We start from the raw sequence: 18,621 nt of genomic DNA, 5'->3' as shown, positions 1-18,621 counted from the left end.
ATATATGCTCAAGATCATGCCAAAGTCGTTTTCCGCTACCCCATCGCTTCAAAATCCGCTCGTCGTGGCGCTTGCCTATGATGGGCTCTGCACCTTCGAGTTCGGCGTCGCCGTCGAGCTGTTCGGCCTCCCGCGGCCGGAAATGGGCGAGGGCTGGTATCGCTTCGCCGTCGCTTCTGTCGATCCCGGCGAACTTAGGGCGACCGGCGGCGTGCGCCTCGTCGCCGACGGCGGCATCGCGCTTCTGGCCGAAGCCGGCACGATCATCGTTCCCGGCTGGCGGGGCGCCGACCAGCCGGTACCGGAGGCGCTCTGCGTCGCCTTGCGTGAGGCGCATGATCGCGGCGCGCGTGTCCTTTCCATCTGTTCCGGCGTCTTCGTGCTGGCGGCGGCCGGCCTGCTTTCGGGCCGGAGGGCGACGACCCACTGGCGCCATACCGACAAGCTGAAGGCGCTTTATCCTGATATCGAGGTGGTGCCGGATGTGCTCTATGTCGACGGCGGCGCGGTGCTGACTTCGGCCGGCAGTGCCGCCGGCATCGATCTCTGCCTGCATCTGATCCGCCGCGATTTCGGCAGCGAGGCCGCCAATCGCGTCGCCCGCCGCCTCGTCGTGCCGCCGCATCGCGACGGCGGCCAGGCGCAGTTCATCGAGCGGGCGGTGCCCGACATGCATGAGAGCGCCCGGCTCGGGCCGTTGCTCGACCGCATGCGCGAACGGCTCGGCGAGGATTTCTCGATCGCCGTGCTGGCGAAGGCGGCAGGCATGAGCGAGCGCACGTTCCTGCGCCGCTTCGAGGCGGCGACCGGCACGACGCCGGCGCGCTGGCTGCTTTCCGAGCGGCTGTCCCGCGCCCGGCAATTGCTGGAGGAAACGGCGCTCGGCATGGAGCAGGTGGCCGAAGCCTCGGGCTTCGGCTCGACCCAGACGCTGCGCCACCATTTCCGCCAGCAGCTTTCGACGACACCCGCCGCCTACCGCGCCGCCTTCGGACGGATGGCGGGGCCGGCGCAGGCTGCAGAGGTTGCGGCCGAGTAACGCAAGACCGCAGTACATTTTTGCGCGGCATGCTCTACGCCTCCGACAGGGCGGGTTCGCCACCCTCCTTGCGGAAGAAGGAGCGGAAGAACACCCTGTCCGGCGCGGAACTGATGACGCGGGCGACCATGGCCGTTGCCACGATGGCAAAGAGCAGGCGGCCGAAGAACACGCTGGCGAAATCCGCACCGAGGGCGACGACGACCAGCGTATCCTCGATGAGGCTGTGGCCGAAGCCCATGAAGACGCAGGCGAGGAAGACCTGGCGCGGTTCCACCCTGGCTTCGCGCGCCTCGCGGATCAAGAGCGCACCGCCATAGGATATGCCGAGGAGCACGCCGACGGCGGTGAACGGCACCGTCTCGGACCTTATGCCGGCCAGGCGGAAGAGCGGTGCCATGCCCCGGTTCAGCCAGCCGAGGATGCCGACGAGTTTGAGGATCTCGATCGTCCAGCTCAAGGTGAGCAGCACGACGAGCATGGTCGCGAGCGTCTTCAGCGTGCCGAGCGCGAAAGCGATCCAGCCCGAGCCCTCGTTGACCGGGATCCATGTGGGGTTCAGCGGCGTGGCGAGCCATCCGGTCACCGCGAAGACCTGGTGCAGCAGCGCCGCGAAGACGAGGCCGCCGCCAATCCTGAGCGCGCCCGTGACGAGGAAACTCGGGCCTGCCTTCTGGATGATGCGCTGCTCGATCGGGATGGCATGAGCCACCAGCATCAGTGCCGAAAAGACCGTCATGTCGGCGGTCGTCAGCTCCGAAACCGGCACCAGCGCGAAGACGACCACCACGGCGCCCCAGATGCCGACAAGCAGGCCGGTCAGCCAGGCGAAGGCGAGTTCGGGCGGCAACCCGACCACGGTCATCAGCGGCTCGAAGGCGGGCGCGACGGCCCTGATCACCCCGAGTTCCTGCAGCACATGCGTGACGATCGTCACGGGGACGATGATGCGTACGAGGTCCCAATAGACTTCGAGTGTGGCGAGCGTCTTGCGGTAGAGGATGATCAGAACGGCCATGACGGTGTCTCCTTGACTGGCTGTCCAAGGACTAGCGCGAGGCCATTCGCAGTTGTGGTCAAAATATGCGAGTTCGTGCAATAAAATTGCAAAAGGCTGCAACGGGGAACCGGGATGGACAAGATCGACAGCAAGCTTCTGAGGCTCTTGCAGCAGGATGCGTCGCGCACCAATGCCGAGCTTGCGGCCGAAGTCGGCCTGTCGCCGTCAAGCTGCCTGCGCCGCATCAGGCGGCTTCATCAGACGGGCGTCATCGACCGGGTGGTGGCGGTTCTCAATCCGGCCAAGGCGGGCCGAACAATGAAGGCGATCATCACCGTCGAGCTCGAGCGCCATGGCGAACAATATGTCCGCCGCTTCCTCGACATGGCCGCCAAGGAGCCGGCGGTCGTCCAGGCCTATAGCGTCAGCGGCGAGGCCGACGCACTGCTGATGCTGCGGCTCAAGGACATGGACGAGCTCGATGCGCTGACTGAACGGCTCTTCCGCGAGGAGAGCAATGTCGCGCGCTATTACACCGCGTTCGTGATCCGCACGGGCAAGGAGACCACGGAGATCCCGATCTGAAGGGTTGCCGGGGACAAGCGATTGTTCCGGATGCCGGCATTGGCGCGCCAGGGCAGCCTGCCCTGGCGCCTGTTGGGCCCTTGGCGCCCGTCACTTCACCGCGGCGTTGCCGCCATCGGCAAAGAGCGCCGCACCCGAGACGAAGCTTGCCATCGGGCCTGACAGGAAGAGGGCGGCCTGGGCGATCTCTTCCGGCTGGGCGATGCGCTTCATCGCGTGCAGGCCGGCCGCCCATTCCTTCTGCTCCTTGCTGCCGCCTGCCGGCGTATCGACGCCGCCCGGAAGCAGGGCGTTGGCGCGGATGCCGCTTGCGCCATAGTCGGCGGTGATGCCCTTGACGAGGCCCATCAGCCCGGCTTTCGCCGCGCCATAGGCGGCCATGCCGGGGATGCCGACGCTGGTGCCGACGAAGGTGGAGGTGAAGACCAGCGACCCGCCATCACGCTGCAGCATGGCGGGGATCTGGTGGCGGGCGGCGAGGAAGGCGGAGGTGAGGTTGGCGGCGAGCGTCTCCTGCCATTCGGAGGCGGTGATTTCGGCAATCGGCCTGACGGCACCGACGGAGCCGGCATTGTTGACGGCGATGTCGAGGCCGCCGAACTGTTTCAGCGCCGCTTCCACCAGCCGGATATGGGTCGCTTCCTCGGTGACGTCGCCACTGACGGCAATCGCTTCGCCGCCGTCCTCGCGGATCGCTTCGACGACGGCTGAAAGCGGTGCTTCGCCGCGGGCGTTGGCGACGACCTTCGCGCCCTCGGCGGCGAACAGCCTCGCGACCGCGCGGCCGATGCCGGACGAGGCACCGGTAACGATCACGATCTTGTCTTGCAGCATGGTCATGGACTTATCCCTTCTCTTGGTTGACGTGCGCCCTGACTACTGCCGGCGGACGGCAGCGCCCACCCGATTTCCGATCGGTGATTGTGGCGGTGCAGATTTTCAATCGCACCGGTGGCATAGTCCGGGCCGAAAGGGAGGAACGGATGCTGAGGACCTATAGCGGGAGCCATTGCGGCGCCGTGCACATCGAGGCGCCGAACATGACCAACGGGCCTTACTACTACATCACCGTCGCGTTGCCTCGACGGCGTCGATACCGACGAGCTGGTGACCGCCCCCGTGACCTATTGCGACGGGCTCAACGACAACTGGCGCGAGCCCCCGGCCGAGGTGCGGCATCTCTAGCGAGTTTCCGGGCCATGCTGCGCGTTCTCGTCCTCGTCCAGATCCGACAGCGTTCTCAAGGCCGCCAGGGTTTCGCGCAGCGCCCGGTCGAGTCGTTTGTCGCGGCGAAGGACGAGGGCGGAGCGGCGTGAGAAAGGTGGCGTGACCGGCCGCACCTCCAGCCGCTCGCGATCCCCGGCGCGGAGCGCGATTTCCGGCACGAGCGCTGCGCCGAGGCCGGCGGCGACCATCTCCTTGATCGCGTCGACGCTGCCGAACGACATGAGCGGTCTGACGTCCGTGCCGCCCGAAAGCAGCCATTCGTCGGTGATCCGGCGGGTGTTGGCGCCCGGCTCGTAGAGGATCAACGGGTACGTCGCCAAGGTTTTGGCGGTCACGCTGTCAGGCAGGTCGGTTCCCAGAGGGGCGATGGCGACGAAGCGTTCGTCGAAAAGCGGGGCCACGTCGAAGATGCGGCCGGTGACGGGAAGGGTGACGAGCCCGATATCAAGCAGATTTTCGTCCACCGCCTTGACGATGTCGGCGCTGTTGCCGGTCGTGACCGTGATGTCGAGATCGGGAAAGCGGCGCTTGAGATCGGCGAGCAGCGGCGGCAGCAGGAAGGCGCACGGGGTGGCGCCGGTGCCGAGCCGCACGCGGCCGAGGACGCCCTTGGCGTGGCGGGCCACCGCCTCGATGGCCTGGTTGGTTGCAGCTTCGATGCGGCCCGCATGTGCCAGCAGTTCCTCTCCCGCCGCACTCGGCCGTGCGGTGCGGCCGACACGCTCGACGAGGCGCACGCCGAGCTGCTTTTCCAAAGCGCGCACCTGCAGGCTGATCGCCGGCTGGGTGAGCCCCAGCCGCTCGGCGGCGGCCGAGAAGCTGCCGAGATCGGCGACCAGCGCGAAGGTTCTGAGATAGTCGAGGTTGAGCGCACCCATATCAAAGTTTTCCTTATGCATTGAATAGGAATGCTAACCTTCATTTGTGGAATGTCGAGGCGCAGACTGTGCCCATAATCAGGAACAAGACATGGGTATTCGACATGTTCAGGGAAATCGGTCTCTATCTCGTCGCCTCGCCGCGGTCGCGGTACCGGCAGTTGCAGCAGTTGCGTGAACTCGACGCGGAGCGCCTCGCCGACATCGGCATCACCGCGGGAGAGGCGCAACTGGGCAGGCGCAACGTCGCCTTAGCGCCGCTGCCGGTGCGGAAAAGAGCGGTCGCGCCACGCCACGCGGGTGCCGCGCGGGCGGCGGATATCGGCATCGGCGGCCGTTTCGCCGCTTGAGACCGCGAGACGAATGCCGCCGGCGAAACGCGTCGCAGTCTCGGTTCAATCCGCCGTCATATCCCAGCCCTCGATCCGGAGGCCCGGCCAAAAAGCGCTCCAGCGGTTGACCTTCCGCTCGTATATCTCGCGTGTGATCTGTCTCCTGTTGGCCCGCACGATGGGGGCCAACAGGTCGCCAAGGCCGAAGGGTGCGCAAATATCGAGCCCGTCTCCGGCCGGGCGAATGCCGACCGCAGTGGCCGTGGTCGGGAATGTCGCGATCGCCTCTTCGATCGAAGCATAGGGCTTGATCGGGCTGCCGAACTTCTCCTCGTACCAGAGGTGAACGCGCGCCTCGTTCTTGACGTCGATCGAGACAGGCAAATCGGCGAATAAATTTCTGATCCGGGTCGCATGCGCCGCCTCCGCATCCTCGGAAAGATCGGCGCCGTCGAGATAGACGATGTCGATGTCGTTGATGCCGTAAGCGGGTGGAAAGCCGAACGCATGGTTCCAGACGGTCTGCGCGATTGCCCCGGCCACCAGCCAGGCGTCCGGCAGGGCAATCCGGTTCCAATTCCCGAGGATCGGAGACAAGAGAGGGCTCTTGCGGACGATGATGCAGGTCAACGCGCTGGCTCATCGAATGGCACTTTCGAGGCAGGGGCGGGTTTAGAGCGTGCTGCATTTTTCCGGAATCGGGGATTCGCAAATCAGTTGGGATGTGATTCCCTGTCCATGCCGGGAGGATGGCCGGCATGGATGACGCGAGCTTATTCCGAGGACCTGCGGGAGCGGGCGCTGGCCCGATTGCGTAGCGGGGAGACGACGCGGTCGATCGCGGCCGCGCTTTCGATTGCTCCCTCCTGCGTTTCAAAATGGAAGCGGCGTCTTGCCGAGACCGGCTCTCTTGAGCCCGGCCGTGTCGGCGGACGCAAGAAGCGCACCCTGTCGGGCGAGCGGGCGGACTGGTTGCGTGAACGCTGTCAATCCGGGCCGTTTACGACACGGGGATTGGTGGCGGAATTGGCCGAACGTGGCATCAAGACCGACCGTCGAGCGGTTTGGGTCTTTGTTCGAGCCGAAGGCCTGAGCTTCAAAAAAAACAGTTCTGCCGGCTGAGCAAACGCGAGTGGACATTGCCCGCAAGCGGCTGCGATGGAAGACCCACCAGCATCGGATCGAAGCCCGTCGGCTGGTCTTTCTCGATGAAAGTGTGCTGCAGAGCAGCGGAAGGAGTTCAACATGAACTAAGACCGTAGCGTAAAGCTGCGTGAATGATGGGGGACGGCCCCCCGGGATCGGCTTTCAGGAGCGGGTCTCAAACCAGTCCGAGCTGCTGCGGTAAAGAGCCGTGGTGGTGAGCGTCGGATGAAAAGTTCGGACGAGATCCGAGCAGGTGGGTGTCCGAAAGACGAACGAAAGTGAACCCTCCGAAGACGCGTCGTTATGAATTTAAGCGTCGTCGAAACCAGGACCGTTTCATCATCCTGGGACAAGTCCGCCAGATGCCTGATGACAGGGCGGGCGGCGACCGGCGTAGAGGGGGCGTGAGTCGGACACAGGCATTCACGCGGAACTGCAGGAACCAGGCTCCTGATGCCAAGGGAGAAGCCCAAGCGGAGCAAACCGCAAGGCGAGAGTACCGATGCAGGAGACTGGGGCGGACCGATCCGTATGAGCGTTGAGGGCTCTGTAATGGGGCCGGAGCAAAGGGATCGGATCAGGTGGTCGTATTGCTTGGAACAACTGGAAACAGGATGACTTCGATAGGTACGACAGACAAGCCGTTTCGAATTGAGAAACGGCGAGTGTATGAGGCTTACAAAGCGGTCAAAACCAACCGTGGCGCAGCCGGGGTGGACGGTGAGACCTTGGAGATGTTCGAGAAAGACCTTGCAGGAAACCTCTACAAGATCTGGAATCGGATGTCTTCGGGGACTTACTTTCCGCCGCCGGTGCGCGCCGTCTCCATTCCGAAGAAGACTGGAGGGGAAAGGGTTTTGGGTGTGCCGACGGTCAGCGATCGGATCGCGCAGACGGTGATCAAGCAGATGATTGAGCCGGATTTGGATTCCCTCTTTCTTCCGGACTCCTACGGGTACAGGCCGGGAAAATCGGCTCTGGATGCCGTTGGGGTGACGCGTCAGCGGTGCTGGAAGTACGATTGGGTTCTGGAATTCGACATCAAAGGGCTGTTTGACAATCTTCCGCATGATCTCTTGCTAAAGGCGGTCAGAAAGCACGTCAAATGCAACTGGGCTCTGCTCTACATCGAAAGATGGCTGGCCGCGCCTATGGAAAAGAACGGAGAAGTCATTGAGCGAACGCGCGGTACCCCGCAAGGGGGCGTGGTTAGCCCGATCTTGTCGAATCTCTTCCTGCATTATGCGTTTGACGTCTGGATGACCCGGACACATCCGGATCTTCCATGGTGTCGGTATGCGGACGATGGTCTGGTGCACTGCCGGAGCGAGCAAGAAGCAGAGGGCCTCAAGGCCCAGCTTCAAGCCCGGCTGGCAGCATGTGGACTTGAGATGCATCCGACCAAGACCCAGATCGTCTACTGCAAAGATAATCGGCGTCGAGCGATGTATCCGGCTGTCAAATTTGACTTCCTTGGATACCAGTTCCGGCCGCGACAGGTGGCGACGTCACAGCGGAACGAGTTCTTCTGCGGCTTCACCCCAGCGGCCAGCCCGGCGGCGCTAAAATCGATGCGGGCCACGATCAAGAGCTTGAACATTCCGCGGCAAACGCCGGGGACGCTGGCTGAAATCGCCAAACAGATCAATCCGCTCCTCCGGGGGTGGATTGCCTATTATGGGCGCTTCAGTCGTTCGGCCCTGTTCTCTCTGGCTGACTATGTCAATCGGAAGCTCAAGGCCTGGATCATGCGAAAGTACAAGCGCTTTCGGTTCCACAAAACTCGGGCTTCGCAGTTCCTGCGGCAACTTGCCCGAGATAGACGGGATCTCTTCGTACACTGGCAGGCGTTCGGAACGAACACGTTTACCTGATGGGAGCGGTGTGAATCGAGAGGTTCACGCACCGTTCTGCGAGAGGCCGGCAGGTGAAACTCCTCCGGCCTACTCACCCCTGGATCAAGACGAATATGGCGGCGCTCAGGGGCTGGGCGCCGCGCGGCCGGCGGCTCGCTGCGCCGGTCCCACACGGCCACTGGAAAACCCTGACCTTCATCGCCGCCTTGCGCTGCGACCGTATCGATGCGCCTTGGGTCATCGACGGGCCGATCAACGGCGAGCTCTTCACCCTCTATGTCAAGAAGGTCCTCGTGCCCACGCTCGCCAAGGGCGACATCGTCGTCCTCGACAATCTCGGCAGCCACAAGGGACAAGCCGTCCGTCGCGCCGTCAGGGCCGCAGGGGCGCACCTCTTCTTCCTGCCGCCCTACAGCCCCGACCTCAATCCCATCGAGCAGGTCTTTGCCAAACTCAAGCATCTCATCAGGAAAGCAGCCCCACGGACCGTCGAGGCAACATGGCGCAAGGCCGGTGAATTGCTCGACACCTTCTCGCCAGCCGAATGCGCCAATTATCTCAGAAACTATGCTTCCGAATGAAAGCAGCATGCTCTAGCGACGCGCAACGGGATGGGTGCGGTCAGATCTGCAAAATCGCGAAACGGTCGAACGCGATCTCGCCCGGCGCACGCACGGTTCCCCCGGCGATCCAGAGTGGGCGCCCGATGCACTCGATCCGCCCGCCGGTCACAACGATGCCGTCGCCGTCATTGCAGGCAACGATCGGCCTCGGCGTATGCGTGCTGTAGCGGAGAAGCGCGGGAAGGTAAGTGTCGTCGTCGTTGAGATGCGGGAAGAACGCGAAGGGCACGAGGTCGAGCGCGCCGCCATCCGATAGGTCCTCGGGTCTCAGACCGATGAAGAGCGCATCGGTCGCGATCGTCGGAGCCATGAGGATGGCGCCGGCGCTGACGCCGATGAGGATGCCGCCGGACAGCGCCCAGTCGCGGAGCGGCCCGAGCATGCCGCTTCGCTTCAGCCGTTCGAGAAATCCGCCGGTATGGCCGCCGGCGAGGTGAATGGCATCCGAGGCGAAGAGTGCGGCGATGTCTTCAGCCGAGCGCGGCTGATCGAGATCGAAGAACAGCGCAAGGTCGAGGCCGTATCGGCCGTAGTAGGTTTGGGCGGCAAGGAAGAAGCCGCGATCCGGCTCCGGGCCGGAGGCGACATAGGCGATGCGCTTTCCAGCACCGCTTGCCGCCAACATCTCCACGAGCCTGCGGTCGATCGCCGCGCAGGCGGGGACGATCTGGTCGCTATAGAGGACGAGATTGAGCATTTTGTCTCCCCTGCTGGCGAATGGTTCGTAGTCGGAGGCCGGCAACCCGTCAGCCTGCCGGGGAGGGATGTAGCGTCGCGCGGCGGCCATAGCGCCAGATGCCGAGCCAGCTGAAATAATTGACGACAAATACCGGCAATAACCAGATGAGACCGATGCCCCCCTCTTTGCTTCCCGGCTGAGGCATGAAGTTCACGACGCCGATCAGCGACAGGCCGACAAGCCAGACGCCGAGGAACCAGCCGAACGGGCGCCAGAGGGCGGGAGGAGGGACGTTCAGGTCGAAGGCGTAGCCGAGGAGCCCGATCGTGGTCAGGAACGCTATGACCACGCCGGCGCAAATAAGGGCCGCAAAAGCAAGCGCCAGCTGCCGTTCCGCATGGGCGAGCAGGAGATTGGCGATCACGACCATGCCGAGAATGAAGCTGAAGCCGTAAACGACGGCAAATGCTCGCCACATCGCGAATCCTCCCCAAGTTGTACCTCTGCGATCTTGGGTTTTGGTGTGCGCTTTGTCCATCAGCCGGCGGGCGGCATTGCGCCACGCCTCAATCCGCACTCAACGCCACCGCCGGCTGCAGCCGTGAGGCGTTGCGGGCGGGCAGGAAGCCGAAGACGAGGCCGGTCAGGAAGGCGCAGGCGAAGGCGAGCGCCACCGGGCCGAGGGTGAAGGCGACGGGCATGCCGAACTGGCCGGCAAGCGCCCCGGTGCCGAGCCCGAGGAGAACGCCGAGCGTGCCGCCGATCGCCGAGACGACCAGCGCCTCGATGATGAACTGCAGGAGGATGTCGCGCTGGCGGGCGCCGGTCGCCATGCGCACGCCGATCTCGCGGGTGCGTTCGCTGACCGAGACCAGCATGATGTTCATGACGCCGATGCCGCCGACCAAGAGCGAGATCGCCGCGACGGAGCCGAGGAACAGTTTCATCGTGTTCGAGGTCTCGGTGAAGGCCTCGCGCACGGAGGACATGTTGGTGATCTGCGTGTCCTGACGCTTGTGGCGCTTATCGAGCAGCGCCTGGATCGTCTGCTGGGTGATGTCGATCGCCGAGCCGTCCTTCACCTGCACGGTGATGGTGCGCACGTTGCGCTGGCCGAAGAGGCGGATGCTGCCGGTGGTCAAAGGCACCAGCACGACGTCGTCCTGGTCGGTGCCGAAGGCGGTGGCGCCCATTTCCGCCATCACGCCGATGACCTGGAAGGGGATCTTGTTGACCAGCACATATTGCCCGATCGGGTTGTCGCCATCGGGAAAGAGCGTTTTCACCACCGTCTGGCCGAGGACGGCGACCGGCGCATAGGTGTCCATGTCGTTCTGGTTGATGAACTCGCCCTTGGCCATCTTCCAGGATTTCGCCGTCGTGAACTGCGGCACGGTGCCATTAGCGGTCGTCTGATAGTCGACATTGCCGCGGCGGAGCGTGACGCTGCTGGTCATCTCCGGCACGGCGAAGGCGACGTTCGGCACTTCGAGGATCGCATCGGCATCGGCCGGAACGAGCGTGACGTTGCTGCCGCCGGCGCTGCCGCGGAAATTCGCCATGCTCGGGCGCACCACCAGGAGGTCCGAGCCCATGGAGGAAATGCGGCTGAGGACCGAATCCTGCGCGCCGGTGCCGATCGCCAGCATGGCGACGACCGAGCCGACGCCGATGACGATGCCGAGCAGCGTCAGGATGGTGCGGAAGAGATTGGCCTTCAGCGCCCGAAGCGCCATCTTCACCGCTTCGGTGACATCGGCGATCGCCGCCGAACCCTCGCTGACATGGCGGGCAAGGGCGGCAGCACCTTCGGCGTTGCTGCGGCTCTTCTTGGCGCGGTCGGCGACGATGCGGCCGTCATGGATCTCGATCAGCCGGTCGGCCTGCTCGGCGACCTCGCGCGAGTGGGTGATGACGATAACCGTATGGCCCTGGCCGTTCATGTCGCGCAAGAGCGCCATCACGTCCGAGCCGCTCTGGCTGTCGAGCGCGCCGGTCGGCTCGTCGGCAAGGATCACGCGGCCGCCGTTCATCAGCGCGCGGGCGATCGAAACACGCTGCTGCTGGCCGCCGGAGAGCTGGTTCGGCCGGTGGTCGAGCCGCTCGCCAAGCTTCAGCGCTTCAAGCAGCGCCTCGGCGCGATCGTGCCGGTCGCGCGCCGACATGCCGGTATAGACGGCCGGCACCTCGACGTTTTCCTTGGCGCTGGCCGTGGGAATGAGGTTGTAGCTCTGGAAGACGAAGCCGAAGGTGCGGCGGCGCAGCGCCGCCAGCTCGTCGGTGTCGAGGTCGGCGACGCTTTCGCCGTCGATCAGATAGTCGCCGCCGGTCGGCTGGTCGAGGCAGCCGAGAATGTTCATCAGCGTCGATTTGCCGGAGCCGGACTGGCCGACGATCGCCACGAACTCGCCCGCCTCGATATCGAGCGAGATGCCGTGCAGGACCTCGACGGCGAGATCGCCGTTGAAATAGGTCTTGCTGACGTGCTTGAGCGAGATGAGCGGGGACATGGCCGGCAGCCTCAGAACATCGGCGGCATGCGCATGCCGCGCAGGCTGCGGCCGTCACGGGCGTTGCCGCTGCCGCCGGAGCCGGTGCCGGTGCTGACGACGATCTTCTCGCCCTCTTCGAGGCCGCTCCTGATCTCGGCGCTGACACGGTTGCGGATACCCACTTCGACGTCGCGGGTTTCGAGCGCGCCGGAGGCGGTGACGACGGTGACCTGCGCTTTGCCGACCTCACCACGCGCGCCATCCGTTTGGCTGCTTCTCTGCCCGTCACGTCGGCCGCCGCCCTGGCCCGCCGCATCGCCAGTGCCCTTGGCCGGGCGGTTCAAGGCGGCGCTCGGCACGATCAGCACGTCCTTGGCGGCGGCCTGCACGAAGAACACCTGCGCGCTCATCGACATCATCAGCTCGCCGTCGGGATTGGGGACGTCGAAGAGGGCGTAATAGAGCACGACGTTATTGGCGGTGTCGGGCATCGGCTGGATCTGCCGGAGCTTGCCGACGAAGCGCTTTCCCGGCTGGCCGAGAAGCGTGAAATAGGCGTCCATGCCGACCTTCAGCCGAGTGACATCGGCTTCCGACACCTGCGCCTTGACCGTCATGGTCGAGAGGTCGGCGATGGTGACGATGGTCGGCGTCGTCTGGTTGGCGTTCAGCGTCTGGCCTTCCTTGGCCGGGTTGGCGACGATGGTGCCTGATATCGGCGCATAGATCTTGGTGTAGCCGAGATCGACCTTGTCGCCGGCAAGGGTCGCCTGCTGCTTGCGGATCTGCGCCTCGATGGCGTTGACGTCGGCTTCGGCCGCGGCGAGATCGGCGATCGCCTGGTCGAGCGTCGATTGCGCCACGCTCTTCGCTTCGACGAGATTGCGCTGGCGGTCGATATTGGCCTGCTTCAGAACGAGCTGTGCCTTCTTGGAGATGAGCTGCGCCTGGAGGTTGGCGAGCTCCGCCTGGTCGATCTCGATGCGGTTTTCGATCGTCGCCGGGTCGATCTCGGCGACCAGTTCATTCTGCGTGACCTTGTCGCCGATCTCGACATGCAGCGCCTTCAACTGGCCGGAGACCTGCGCACCGGCATCGACGGAGTTGACCGCATCGAGCGTGCCGACGGCGGTGACGCTGTTTTCGATGTCGCCGCGCGTCACCACGTCGGTCACCATCGCCGCCGCTGCCGGCTCCTCGCCGTAGCGCACCCAGCCGTAATAGGCGGCGCCGGCGACGGCGAGAGCGACGGGCAGCCACAGCCAGGAGCGCGTGCGACGCTTGCGCTTCGCCTTCTGCACTGCACCGGGAATGAAGGTGACGTTGGGGGCCGCGTCGTCGCGGGGGGTGGTGTCGGCTCGCGCCGTCTTTGCTGTCTTGCTCATCGCTTGCGCCTAACCGGCATCGCCGATGCCAAAATGGATAGGTCAAAAATAGAAGCGATTGGGCGCGGCGAAAAGCATTGAGATCATTATATTTCCGTAACCTTCCGCCTCTGCGCTGCGGCAAAGGGCGCCCACGATCGGCGGGCGCCCGGGGTTTCGACGACCGATCAGCCGCGCGGCGCGATCAACGCGGCGACATCGACGACGGCGCCGTGGTGATCGGCAAGGCCGGCGAGCTCGGCATCATGCAGGGCACGCGCCGGAATGGTTCCGGTCGGCGAGGGAAGGTCGCGGGTGGTGCAGGCATCGGCCGCGATCGTGATGCCGTAACCGAGGTCCTTGGCGGCGCGGGCGGTCGAGGAGACGCAATTGTGCGTCATGAAGCCGGCGAAGATGACCGGCGTTCCGGCCGGACCGACGATCTCCGAGAGATCGGTGCCGGAGAAGGCGTTGGGCCGCGGCTTCTCGACGACGGTTTCGCTTGGCAGCGGCGCCAGCGCATCGACGATCGCGCCGCGATGCTGAGCCCGGTCGAAGACGCCGCCGGCAGCACCGCGATGGGCGACGTGGATGATCCTGGCGCCGGCAGCACGAGCGGCGACCAGAAGCTGCCGCGCCTTCTCGATCGCCGCTTCGGGGTCGACGAGACGCAAGGGGCCGGCCAGATATTCGTTCTGGTAGTCGATCAGGACCAGCGTCGCCTCGCCAAGCGGGGGCGGCGCAAGCGTGACGCCGGCGAGCGTGAAGAGGGTTGCGGGGGCGGGCGAAAGGGTGGCAGCGGTCATCGTCAGGCTCCTTGCTTTTCGAAGCGGGGGTGTTGATGGGCTTGATCTTATCGACTGCACTGATGCAGAGTGAGCCGAAATATTCGGAGGCAAATCTGCATGAATGCAGGGACATGGGCAGATCTCGAACTGCTGGACCATCTGGTCCGCGGTGCGACGCTGAGCCAGGCGGCGCGTTCGCTCGGCGTCGACCAGACGACGGTGTCGCGAAGGCTGGCGGCGCTGGAGCGGCGGGTGGGGGCGGCGCTCTTCGACCGCATCGACGGCCGGCTGACGCCGACGCCGGTGCTTTCTCCGGTGGTCGAGCGGCTGCGGACGATGTCCGAGGAAGCGTCGCTGTCGCTCGCGACGCTTCTGCGACGGACGGCGGAGCTGAAGGGCCAGGTGCGGGTGACGAGCATCGGCTTCGTGCTCAGCGCCATCCTGGCGCCATCGCTTGCCCGGCTGGAACAGCGCCATCCCGGCCTGACGCTCGATCTCATCGCCGACAACCAGATGCTGAGCATCGAACGGCGCGAGGCCGACATCGCCATCCGCATGGCGCGCACCGGCGAAGACACCGTGCGGGTGAAGAGCCTCGGCACGCTCCGTTTCCGCTTGTTCCGGCCGAAGGGGCAGGGGGAAGGCCCATGCCCGGTCGTGCGCTACGGCCCGGCGCTCGCGCATGTGCCGGAGATGCAGGCGCTGGACCGGCTGCGCCCCGGCGCCCGCGTGGCGCTGACCGCCGACAAGCTGGAGATCCTGATGGAGGCGGCGCTCTCGCTCGGCGCCGAGCTGATGCTGCCGGAGGTTTCGGCGATGCGAGATGCTCGCTTCGAGGCGGCGGACGAGCCGGGTGCGACGGCCGAGCGCCCGGTTTACCTGATGATGCATCCCGAACGGGCGCGGGTGCCGAGCGTGGCCGCGGTGGCCGCCTTTATCGAGGAGGCGGTGCGCGGGTGGAGGTAGGCGCTTGGATTTGCCACTCCCTGCAACTCTTCCGGGATTGGCTTGAAAATTCTATGCCAAGTGGGAGAATGTGCGCGGTAAAGGAAGCGCCTGTGGCGTACAGGCGATAATTGCCGTGAGCCCGGACACGTCAATGGACACCAACATCCCCAGCGGCCAGCTTGCTGCACTGTCTTTTCTGGTGTTCTGGGTGCTGCTGGCGATCCTGCTCTTCAGTGGCGTGTATTCTGGATTGAGCGCAGAGCTAAGCGACGATGATCGGTCCCAAGTGGGCGATCGTCCCAGCGGACGCATAGCTCGCTATCTGAATGAAAACAACAGGGCGCTTAGAGTCGCGGGGCTGGCCGTCGAAGCCAAGGCTAGTTCCCATTTCGCGCGCCGCATCGGCAAAATCCACCTGACAGCGCTGGCGTTCTTCGCGGTGACGACATTGCTTCTGACGCTCTGGAACCTGCATGAGGTCAAGTTGAAGCGGCCGTCTGAAATTGAAATCCTGTCGCCGTCGCAGCGCGTTCAGATGACCAATTTGGCAGCGATTGCTGGATAGTTCCGCGTTTGGATCAGGGTTGTGGCCGTTGCGGGGGCAGGGTGCAGGGGTGAAGGTAACCGGAACCACGCTTGTCGGCGTGCGGTGCTATCCGTCTTTTTCGATTTAAGGACATAGGTGGTGGTGGGCTTTGCCCCTCACCCTAGCCCTCTCCCGGCAGGCGGGGCGAGGGAACGTGACGACGAGGAGAAGGTCCCGGCAGGGGATAAGCGGCGGCAACAGACGTGCACCAAGACTGTCCCGCCACCTCCGCCGAAATTTCGCCCCCTTGTAAGAATCGTCTTGACGCTCCCAGGCCTCTTCACTAGAAGAATGCGAACCGTACCGTACGGTACTGATCGGGAGCGAGGCGACGTGCAGATGACTGCGGCGATGAGGGAGGCGAATGCCGGGGAGGGGCTGACGGAACGTCAGGGCGCCGTTCTCGAGCAGGCATTGCGCCTTCTGGTCGACGGCGGCGAAAAGGCGCTGACGACCGCTGGCATCGCGCGTGCGGCCAATTGCTCCAAGGAAAGCCTCTACAAGTGGTTCGGCGATCGCGATGGGCTGATCTCGGCGATGATCGGCTTCCAGGCGAGCAAGGTGCGCACCCAGGACGTTGCCGCCAGGGCGCTCGATGCCGAGAGCCTTGAGCGTCATCTGATCGTCTTTGCCAAGGATCTGCTCGAGGTTTTGGCCGGCGACGTGTCGCTGGCGCTGAACCGGCTGGCGATCGGCCAGGCAAGCCGCGACGGCTCCAAGCTCGGCCATATGCTGCAGGAGCGCGGGCGCCGGCAGATCGGCCGCCGTGCGGCGGCCTTGCTCGAGGCCGGCCGCAAGGCAGGGCTGCTCGCTTTCGAGGATGCCGACGAGGCCTATGGCGCCCTCTACGGGCTCATCGTCTCCGACTGGCACCTGAAGATGCTCTTGGGCGAAGAGGCCGGCGAGATGAAAAAGGGTTTTGGCCGCAAGGCGGAGCAGGCGGTTTCAGCCTTCCTCGCGCTTTACGGCACGAAAAGGTAACTGCAGCGCCGCGCTTCGAACGAAGTGCAAAGGCCGCTGCAGCACTGAAATTGCAGCGCCGCGCTTCGAAGGAAGCGCAAAGGCCGCTGCAGCACCAGGAATTGCCGTAGGGCGTCTGAGCCGATCCCGGTTCTGGCGCCCTATGGCGGAGACAACTGACAACAACGGGAAGGACCACAAAAATGCGCGTCTATTACGATCGTGATGCCGATATCAACCTGATCAAGTCGAAGAAGGTCGCCATCGTCGGCTATGGCAGCCAGGGCCGCGCCCATGCGCTGAACCTCAAGGATTCCGGCGCCAAGGAAATCCGCATCGCGCTGAAGCCGGGTTCGGCAACGGCTGCCAAGGTCGAGGCCGACGGCCTCTCGGTTCTCTCGGTTGCGGAAGCCGCCAAGTGGGCCGACCTCATCATGATGGCGACGCCGGACGAACTGCAGGCCGAAATCTACAAGGCCGACATCGCCGGCAACATCCGTGACGGCGCTGCGATCGCGTTTGCTCACGGTCTCAACGTTCACTTCGGCCTGATCGAGCCGAAGGCTTCGGTCGACGTCGTCATGATCGCGCCGAAGGGCCCGGGCCACACGGTTCGCGGCGAATACCAGAAGGGCGGCGGCGTTCCCTGCCTCGTTGCCGTTCACCAGGACGCCTCCGGCAACGCCCTCGACCTCGCGCTCTCCTACGCCTGCGGTGTCGGCGGCGGCCGTTCGGGCATCATTGAAACCAACTTCAAGGAAGAGTGCGAGACCGACCTCTTCGGCGAACAGGTCGTTCTCTGCGGCGGTCTCGTCGAACTCATCCGCGCCGGTTTCGAAACGCTGGTTGAAGCCGGCTACGCTCCGGAAATGGCCTATTTCGAGTGCCTGCATGAAGTGAAGCTGATCGTCGACCTGATCTATGAAGGCGGCATCGCCAACATGAACTACTCGATCTCGAACACGGCCGAGTGGGGCGAATACGTCACCGGTCCGCGCATCATCACCGAAGAAACCAAGGCCGAGATGAAGCGCGTCCTCAAGGACATCCAGACCGGCAAGTTCACCTCCGAGTGGATGCAGGAATACAAGTCGGGTGCCGCCCGCTTCAAGGGCATCCGCCGCGTCAACGACGCTCACCAGATCGAGGAAGTCGGTGCCAAGCTCCGCGGCATGATGCCCTGGATCGGCAAGAACAAGCTGGTCGACAAGGCGAAGAACTAAGCCTTACCGAACGGTCGAATGAAGAAAGCCGGGGCAATGCTCCGGCTTTTTTCGTTGGCGAGGTGTTCCAGTCTTCGGACATAAGTTCGCGTCATCGCCTTTGCCAGGGGCGGCCGGAGAGCGGTTCAATGCCGGTGGAAGATGAGGTCGCAGGCGGCCCTTATGTCGTCGACGACCGTGGTAGGCGCCGGCGCGAACCGGTTTTCGTCGCCCTCGCGATATTTGCCGCTGCGTACCAGGATCGCGCTGCCGATCCCGGCGGCAAGCGCGCCGGCTGTATCGCTTTCGGCATCGTCGCCGATCATGGTCACATCGGCCGGGTCAAGGCCCATGCTCGCTGCCGCTGCCCGGAAGAAATCAGCGGCGGGTTTGCCGAAGAGCTTCGCCTTGATGCCGCTCGCATGTTCCAGCGCCTCGACGAAGGGGCCGGCATCGAGGCTCAGTTCGCCGTCGCGATCCCGGAAGAAGCGGTTGCGGGCGAGCGCCAGCAGCGGCGCGCCGGCCATCAGGGCGCGAAAGGCGGCGTTGAGCCTGCCGTAGCTGAAGCGCTCCGCGGCATCGCCGACGACGACGGCGATGGGGCCGTCCATGCGGCAATCGGCGAAGTCCTCCTCAAGTGCTGGATGAACGAGCAGGTGCGGCTGGTGGCCGTTCGCCTCGAGCCAGGCGCGCGCGGCAGCGACCGGCGTGAACACCTCGTCGGTGGCACAATCGAAGCCGAAACGCTGGAGCTGGGCGACGAGCTGGCGCTTCGATTGCCGTGTGGTGTTGGTCAGGAAGCGGAGGGGCAGGTCGGCGGCTCTGAGGCGCGAGACCGCCGCGACGGCACCCGGCAGCACCGTGTCGCCGTCATAGAGCACGCCGGAGAGATCGAGCAGCACGCCTCTGGCCATGG

19 protein-coding genes and 1 pseudogene are annotated in these 18,621 nt (G+C 64.6%); 10 read left to right on the top strand and 10 right to left on the bottom strand.

All coding sequences use genetic code 11. The features are described from left to right. Positions 1-4: 4 nt before the first annotated feature. Positions 5-1,039, top strand: coding sequence for a transcriptional regulator FtrA (ftrA, locus tag AC1Z3V_RS29410; protein WP_483504175.1), 1,035 nt, complete (start codon positions 5-7; stop codon positions 1,037-1,039). Positions 1,040-1,073: 34 nt separating this feature from the next. Here ftrA and AC1Z3V_RS29405 read toward each other — a convergent pair whose 3' ends face one another. Then, the gene (locus tag AC1Z3V_RS29405; RefSeq protein ID WP_483503374.1) at positions 1,074-2,057 is read right to left on the bottom strand and encodes a nucleoside recognition domain-containing protein; all 984 of its coding nucleotides are present in this window, start codon (positions 2,055-2,057) and stop codon (positions 1,074-1,076) included. A gap of 114 nt (positions 2,058-2,171) precedes the next feature. Here AC1Z3V_RS29405 and AC1Z3V_RS29400 point away from each other — a divergent pair, with 114 nt between their 5' ends. Further along, the gene (locus tag AC1Z3V_RS29400; RefSeq protein ID WP_483503372.1) at positions 2,172-2,624 is read left to right on the top strand and encodes an Lrp/AsnC family transcriptional regulator; all 453 of its coding nucleotides are present in this window, start codon (positions 2,172-2,174) and stop codon (positions 2,622-2,624) included. Between the two features lie 90 nt (positions 2,625-2,714). Here the strand turns inward: AC1Z3V_RS29400 and AC1Z3V_RS29395 are convergent, their stop codons facing one another. Continuing rightward, on the bottom strand, positions 2,715-3,464 hold the full coding sequence (locus AC1Z3V_RS29395) for an SDR family oxidoreductase (RefSeq protein ID WP_483503370.1): 750 nt from the start codon (positions 3,462-3,464) through the stop codon (positions 2,715-2,717). Between the two features lie 341 nt (positions 3,465-3,805). Beyond that, entirely contained in the window at positions 3,806-4,729 is a 924-nt protein-coding gene (locus AC1Z3V_RS29390; protein ID WP_483503368.1) for a LysR family transcriptional regulator, read from the bottom strand. Between the two features lie 104 nt (positions 4,730-4,833). Here AC1Z3V_RS29390 and AC1Z3V_RS29385 point away from each other — a divergent pair, with 104 nt between their 5' ends. Further along, on the top strand, positions 4,834-5,079 hold the full coding sequence (locus AC1Z3V_RS29385; RefSeq protein ID WP_429806787.1) for a YjiS-like domain-containing protein: 246 nt from the start codon (positions 4,834-4,836) through the stop codon (positions 5,077-5,079). A 45-nt stretch (positions 5,080-5,124) separates the two neighbouring features. On the opposite strand, the gene AC1Z3V_RS29380 is transcribed toward AC1Z3V_RS29385, so the two are convergent. Continuing rightward, positions 5,125-5,691 carry a nucleotidyltransferase family protein gene (locus AC1Z3V_RS29380; RefSeq protein WP_483503366.1) on the bottom strand — a complete coding sequence of 189 codons (567 nt, stop codon included), beginning with the start codon at positions 5,689-5,691 and terminating at the stop codon, positions 5,125-5,127. Positions 5,692-5,823: 132 nt separating this feature from the next. On the opposite strand from AC1Z3V_RS29380, the gene AC1Z3V_RS29375 reads away from it, so the two are divergent. The 3 genes and pseudogenes from AC1Z3V_RS29375 to AC1Z3V_RS29365 all read left to right on the top strand — a co-directional run. After that, complete coding sequence (locus AC1Z3V_RS29375) at positions 5,824-6,183, top strand: helix-turn-helix domain-containing protein (RefSeq protein ID WP_483503364.1); 360 nt, start codon at positions 5,824-5,826, stop codon at positions 6,181-6,183. A gap of 638 nt (positions 6,184-6,821) precedes the next feature. Next, a complete protein-coding gene (gene ltrA, locus AC1Z3V_RS29370; RefSeq protein WP_483503362.1) occupies positions 6,822-8,081 on the top strand; it encodes a group II intron reverse transcriptase/maturase in 1,260 nt (419 codons plus the stop codon). Positions 8,082-8,161: 80 nt separating this feature from the next. Next, positions 8,162-8,644, top strand: a pseudogene (locus AC1Z3V_RS29365) (IS630 family transposase); the annotation flags it as partial. Between the two features lie 40 nt (positions 8,645-8,684). Here the strand turns inward: AC1Z3V_RS29365 and AC1Z3V_RS29360 are convergent. The 5 genes from AC1Z3V_RS29360 to AC1Z3V_RS29340 form a co-directional block, all read right to left on the bottom strand. Then, the gene (locus tag AC1Z3V_RS29360; RefSeq protein WP_483503360.1) at positions 8,685-9,383 is read right to left on the bottom strand and encodes a Type 1 glutamine amidotransferase-like domain-containing protein; all 699 of its coding nucleotides are present in this window, start codon (positions 9,381-9,383) and stop codon (positions 8,685-8,687) included. A 49-nt stretch (positions 9,384-9,432) separates the two neighbouring features. Next, complete coding sequence (locus AC1Z3V_RS29355; protein WP_483503359.1) at positions 9,433-9,942, bottom strand: hypothetical protein; 510 nt, start codon at positions 9,940-9,942, stop codon at positions 9,433-9,435. Then, the gene (locus AC1Z3V_RS29350; protein WP_483503357.1) at positions 9,932-11,875 is read right to left on the bottom strand and encodes a MacB family efflux pump subunit; all 1,944 of its coding nucleotides are present in this window, start codon (positions 11,873-11,875) and stop codon (positions 9,932-9,934) included. Before AC1Z3V_RS29350 ends, AC1Z3V_RS29355 begins: the two co-directional genes overlap by 11 nt. Positions 11,876-11,886: 11 nt before the next feature. Continuing rightward, the gene (locus AC1Z3V_RS29345) at positions 11,887-13,242 is read right to left on the bottom strand and encodes an efflux RND transporter periplasmic adaptor subunit (RefSeq protein ID WP_483503355.1); all 1,356 of its coding nucleotides are present in this window, start codon (positions 13,240-13,242) and stop codon (positions 11,887-11,889) included. Positions 13,243-13,409: 167 nt separating this feature from the next. Further along, positions 13,410-14,027 carry an isochorismatase family protein gene (locus tag AC1Z3V_RS29340; protein WP_483503353.1) on the bottom strand — a complete coding sequence of 206 codons (618 nt, stop codon included), beginning with the start codon at positions 14,025-14,027 and terminating at the stop codon, positions 13,410-13,412. Positions 14,028-14,126: 99 nt separating this feature from the next. Between AC1Z3V_RS29340 and AC1Z3V_RS29335 the strand changes: the two genes are divergently transcribed. The 4 genes from AC1Z3V_RS29335 to ilvC all read left to right on the top strand — a co-directional run bounded on the left by AC1Z3V_RS29335 (position 14,127) and on the right by ilvC (position 17,726). Beyond that, on the top strand, positions 14,127-14,975 hold the full coding sequence (locus AC1Z3V_RS29335) for a LysR family transcriptional regulator (protein WP_483503351.1): 849 nt from the start codon (positions 14,127-14,129) through the stop codon (positions 14,973-14,975). A gap of 133 nt (positions 14,976-15,108) precedes the next feature. Then, on the top strand, positions 15,109-15,522 hold the full coding sequence (locus AC1Z3V_RS29330) for a hypothetical protein (protein ID WP_483503349.1): 414 nt from the start codon (positions 15,109-15,111) through the stop codon (positions 15,520-15,522). 354 nt (positions 15,523-15,876) lie between these two features. Continuing rightward, the gene (locus tag AC1Z3V_RS29325) at positions 15,877-16,524 is read left to right on the top strand and encodes a TetR/AcrR family transcriptional regulator C-terminal domain-containing protein (RefSeq protein WP_429806803.1); all 648 of its coding nucleotides are present in this window, start codon (positions 15,877-15,879) and stop codon (positions 16,522-16,524) included. Positions 16,525-16,679: 155 nt separating this feature from the next. Continuing rightward, positions 16,680-17,726, top strand: coding sequence for a ketol-acid reductoisomerase (gene ilvC, locus AC1Z3V_RS29320; protein ID WP_429807659.1), 1,047 nt, complete (start codon positions 16,680-16,682; stop codon positions 17,724-17,726). 125 nt (positions 17,727-17,851) lie between these two features. Here ilvC and AC1Z3V_RS29315 read toward each other — a convergent pair whose 3' ends face one another. Beyond that, positions 17,852-18,619: a TIGR01458 family HAD-type hydrolase gene (locus AC1Z3V_RS29315; protein WP_483503347.1), complete on the bottom strand. Its 768-nt coding sequence runs from the start codon at positions 18,617-18,619 to the stop codon at positions 17,852-17,854. Positions 18,620-18,621 lie beyond the last annotated feature (2 nt).

Source organism: Ensifer sp. 38_S197 (assembly GCF_056924495.1).
Note: the sequence above shows the minus strand (reverse complement) of the source record. Positions and strands in the feature narration are given on the sequence as shown.

What these genes read in the sequence shown, in the direction of transcription:
- ftrA (WP_483504175.1), top strand. Translation starts at nt 5, where the DNA reads ATGCTCAAGATCATGCCAAAGTCGTTTTCCGCTACCCCATCGCTTCAA.
- AC1Z3V_RS29405 (WP_483503374.1), bottom strand. Translation starts at nt 2,057, where the DNA reads ATGGCCGTTCTGATCATCCTCTACCGCAAGACGCTCGCCACACTCGAA.
- AC1Z3V_RS29400 (WP_483503372.1), top strand. Translation starts at nt 2,172, where the DNA reads ATGGACAAGATCGACAGCAAGCTTCTGAGGCTCTTGCAGCAGGATGCG.
- AC1Z3V_RS29395 (WP_483503370.1), bottom strand. Translation starts at nt 3,464, where the DNA reads ATGACCATGCTGCAAGACAAGATCGTGATCGTTACCGGTGCCTCGTCC.
- AC1Z3V_RS29390 (WP_483503368.1), bottom strand. Translation starts at nt 4,729, where the DNA reads ATGGGTGCGCTCAACCTCGACTATCTCAGAACCTTCGCGCTGGTCGCC.
- AC1Z3V_RS29385 (WP_429806787.1), top strand. Translation starts at nt 4,834, where the DNA reads ATGTTCAGGGAAATCGGTCTCTATCTCGTCGCCTCGCCGCGGTCGCGG.
- AC1Z3V_RS29375 (WP_483503364.1), top strand. Translation starts at nt 5,824, where the DNA reads ATGACGCGAGCTTATTCCGAGGACCTGCGGGAGCGGGCGCTGGCCCGA.
- ltrA (WP_483503362.1), top strand. Translation starts at nt 6,822, where the DNA reads ATGACTTCGATAGGTACGACAGACAAGCCGTTTCGAATTGAGAAACGG.
- AC1Z3V_RS29360 (WP_483503360.1), bottom strand. Translation starts at nt 9,383, where the DNA reads ATGCTCAATCTCGTCCTCTATAGCGACCAGATCGTCCCCGCCTGCGCG.
- AC1Z3V_RS29350 (WP_483503357.1), bottom strand. Translation starts at nt 11,875, where the DNA reads ATGTCCCCGCTCATCTCGCTCAAGCACGTCAGCAAGACCTATTTCAAC.
- AC1Z3V_RS29345 (WP_483503355.1), bottom strand. Translation starts at nt 13,242, where the DNA reads ATGAGCAAGACAGCAAAGACGGCGCGAGCCGACACCACCCCCCGCGAC.
- AC1Z3V_RS29340 (WP_483503353.1), bottom strand. Translation starts at nt 14,027, where the DNA reads ATGACCGCTGCCACCCTTTCGCCCGCCCCCGCAACCCTCTTCACGCTC.
- AC1Z3V_RS29335 (WP_483503351.1), top strand. Translation starts at nt 14,127, where the DNA reads ATGAATGCAGGGACATGGGCAGATCTCGAACTGCTGGACCATCTGGTC.
- AC1Z3V_RS29330 (WP_483503349.1), top strand. Translation starts at nt 15,109, where the DNA reads ATGGACACCAACATCCCCAGCGGCCAGCTTGCTGCACTGTCTTTTCTG.
- AC1Z3V_RS29315 (WP_483503347.1), bottom strand. Translation starts at nt 18,619, where the DNA reads ATGGCCAGAGGCGTGCTGCTCGATCTCTCCGGCGTGCTCTATGACGGC.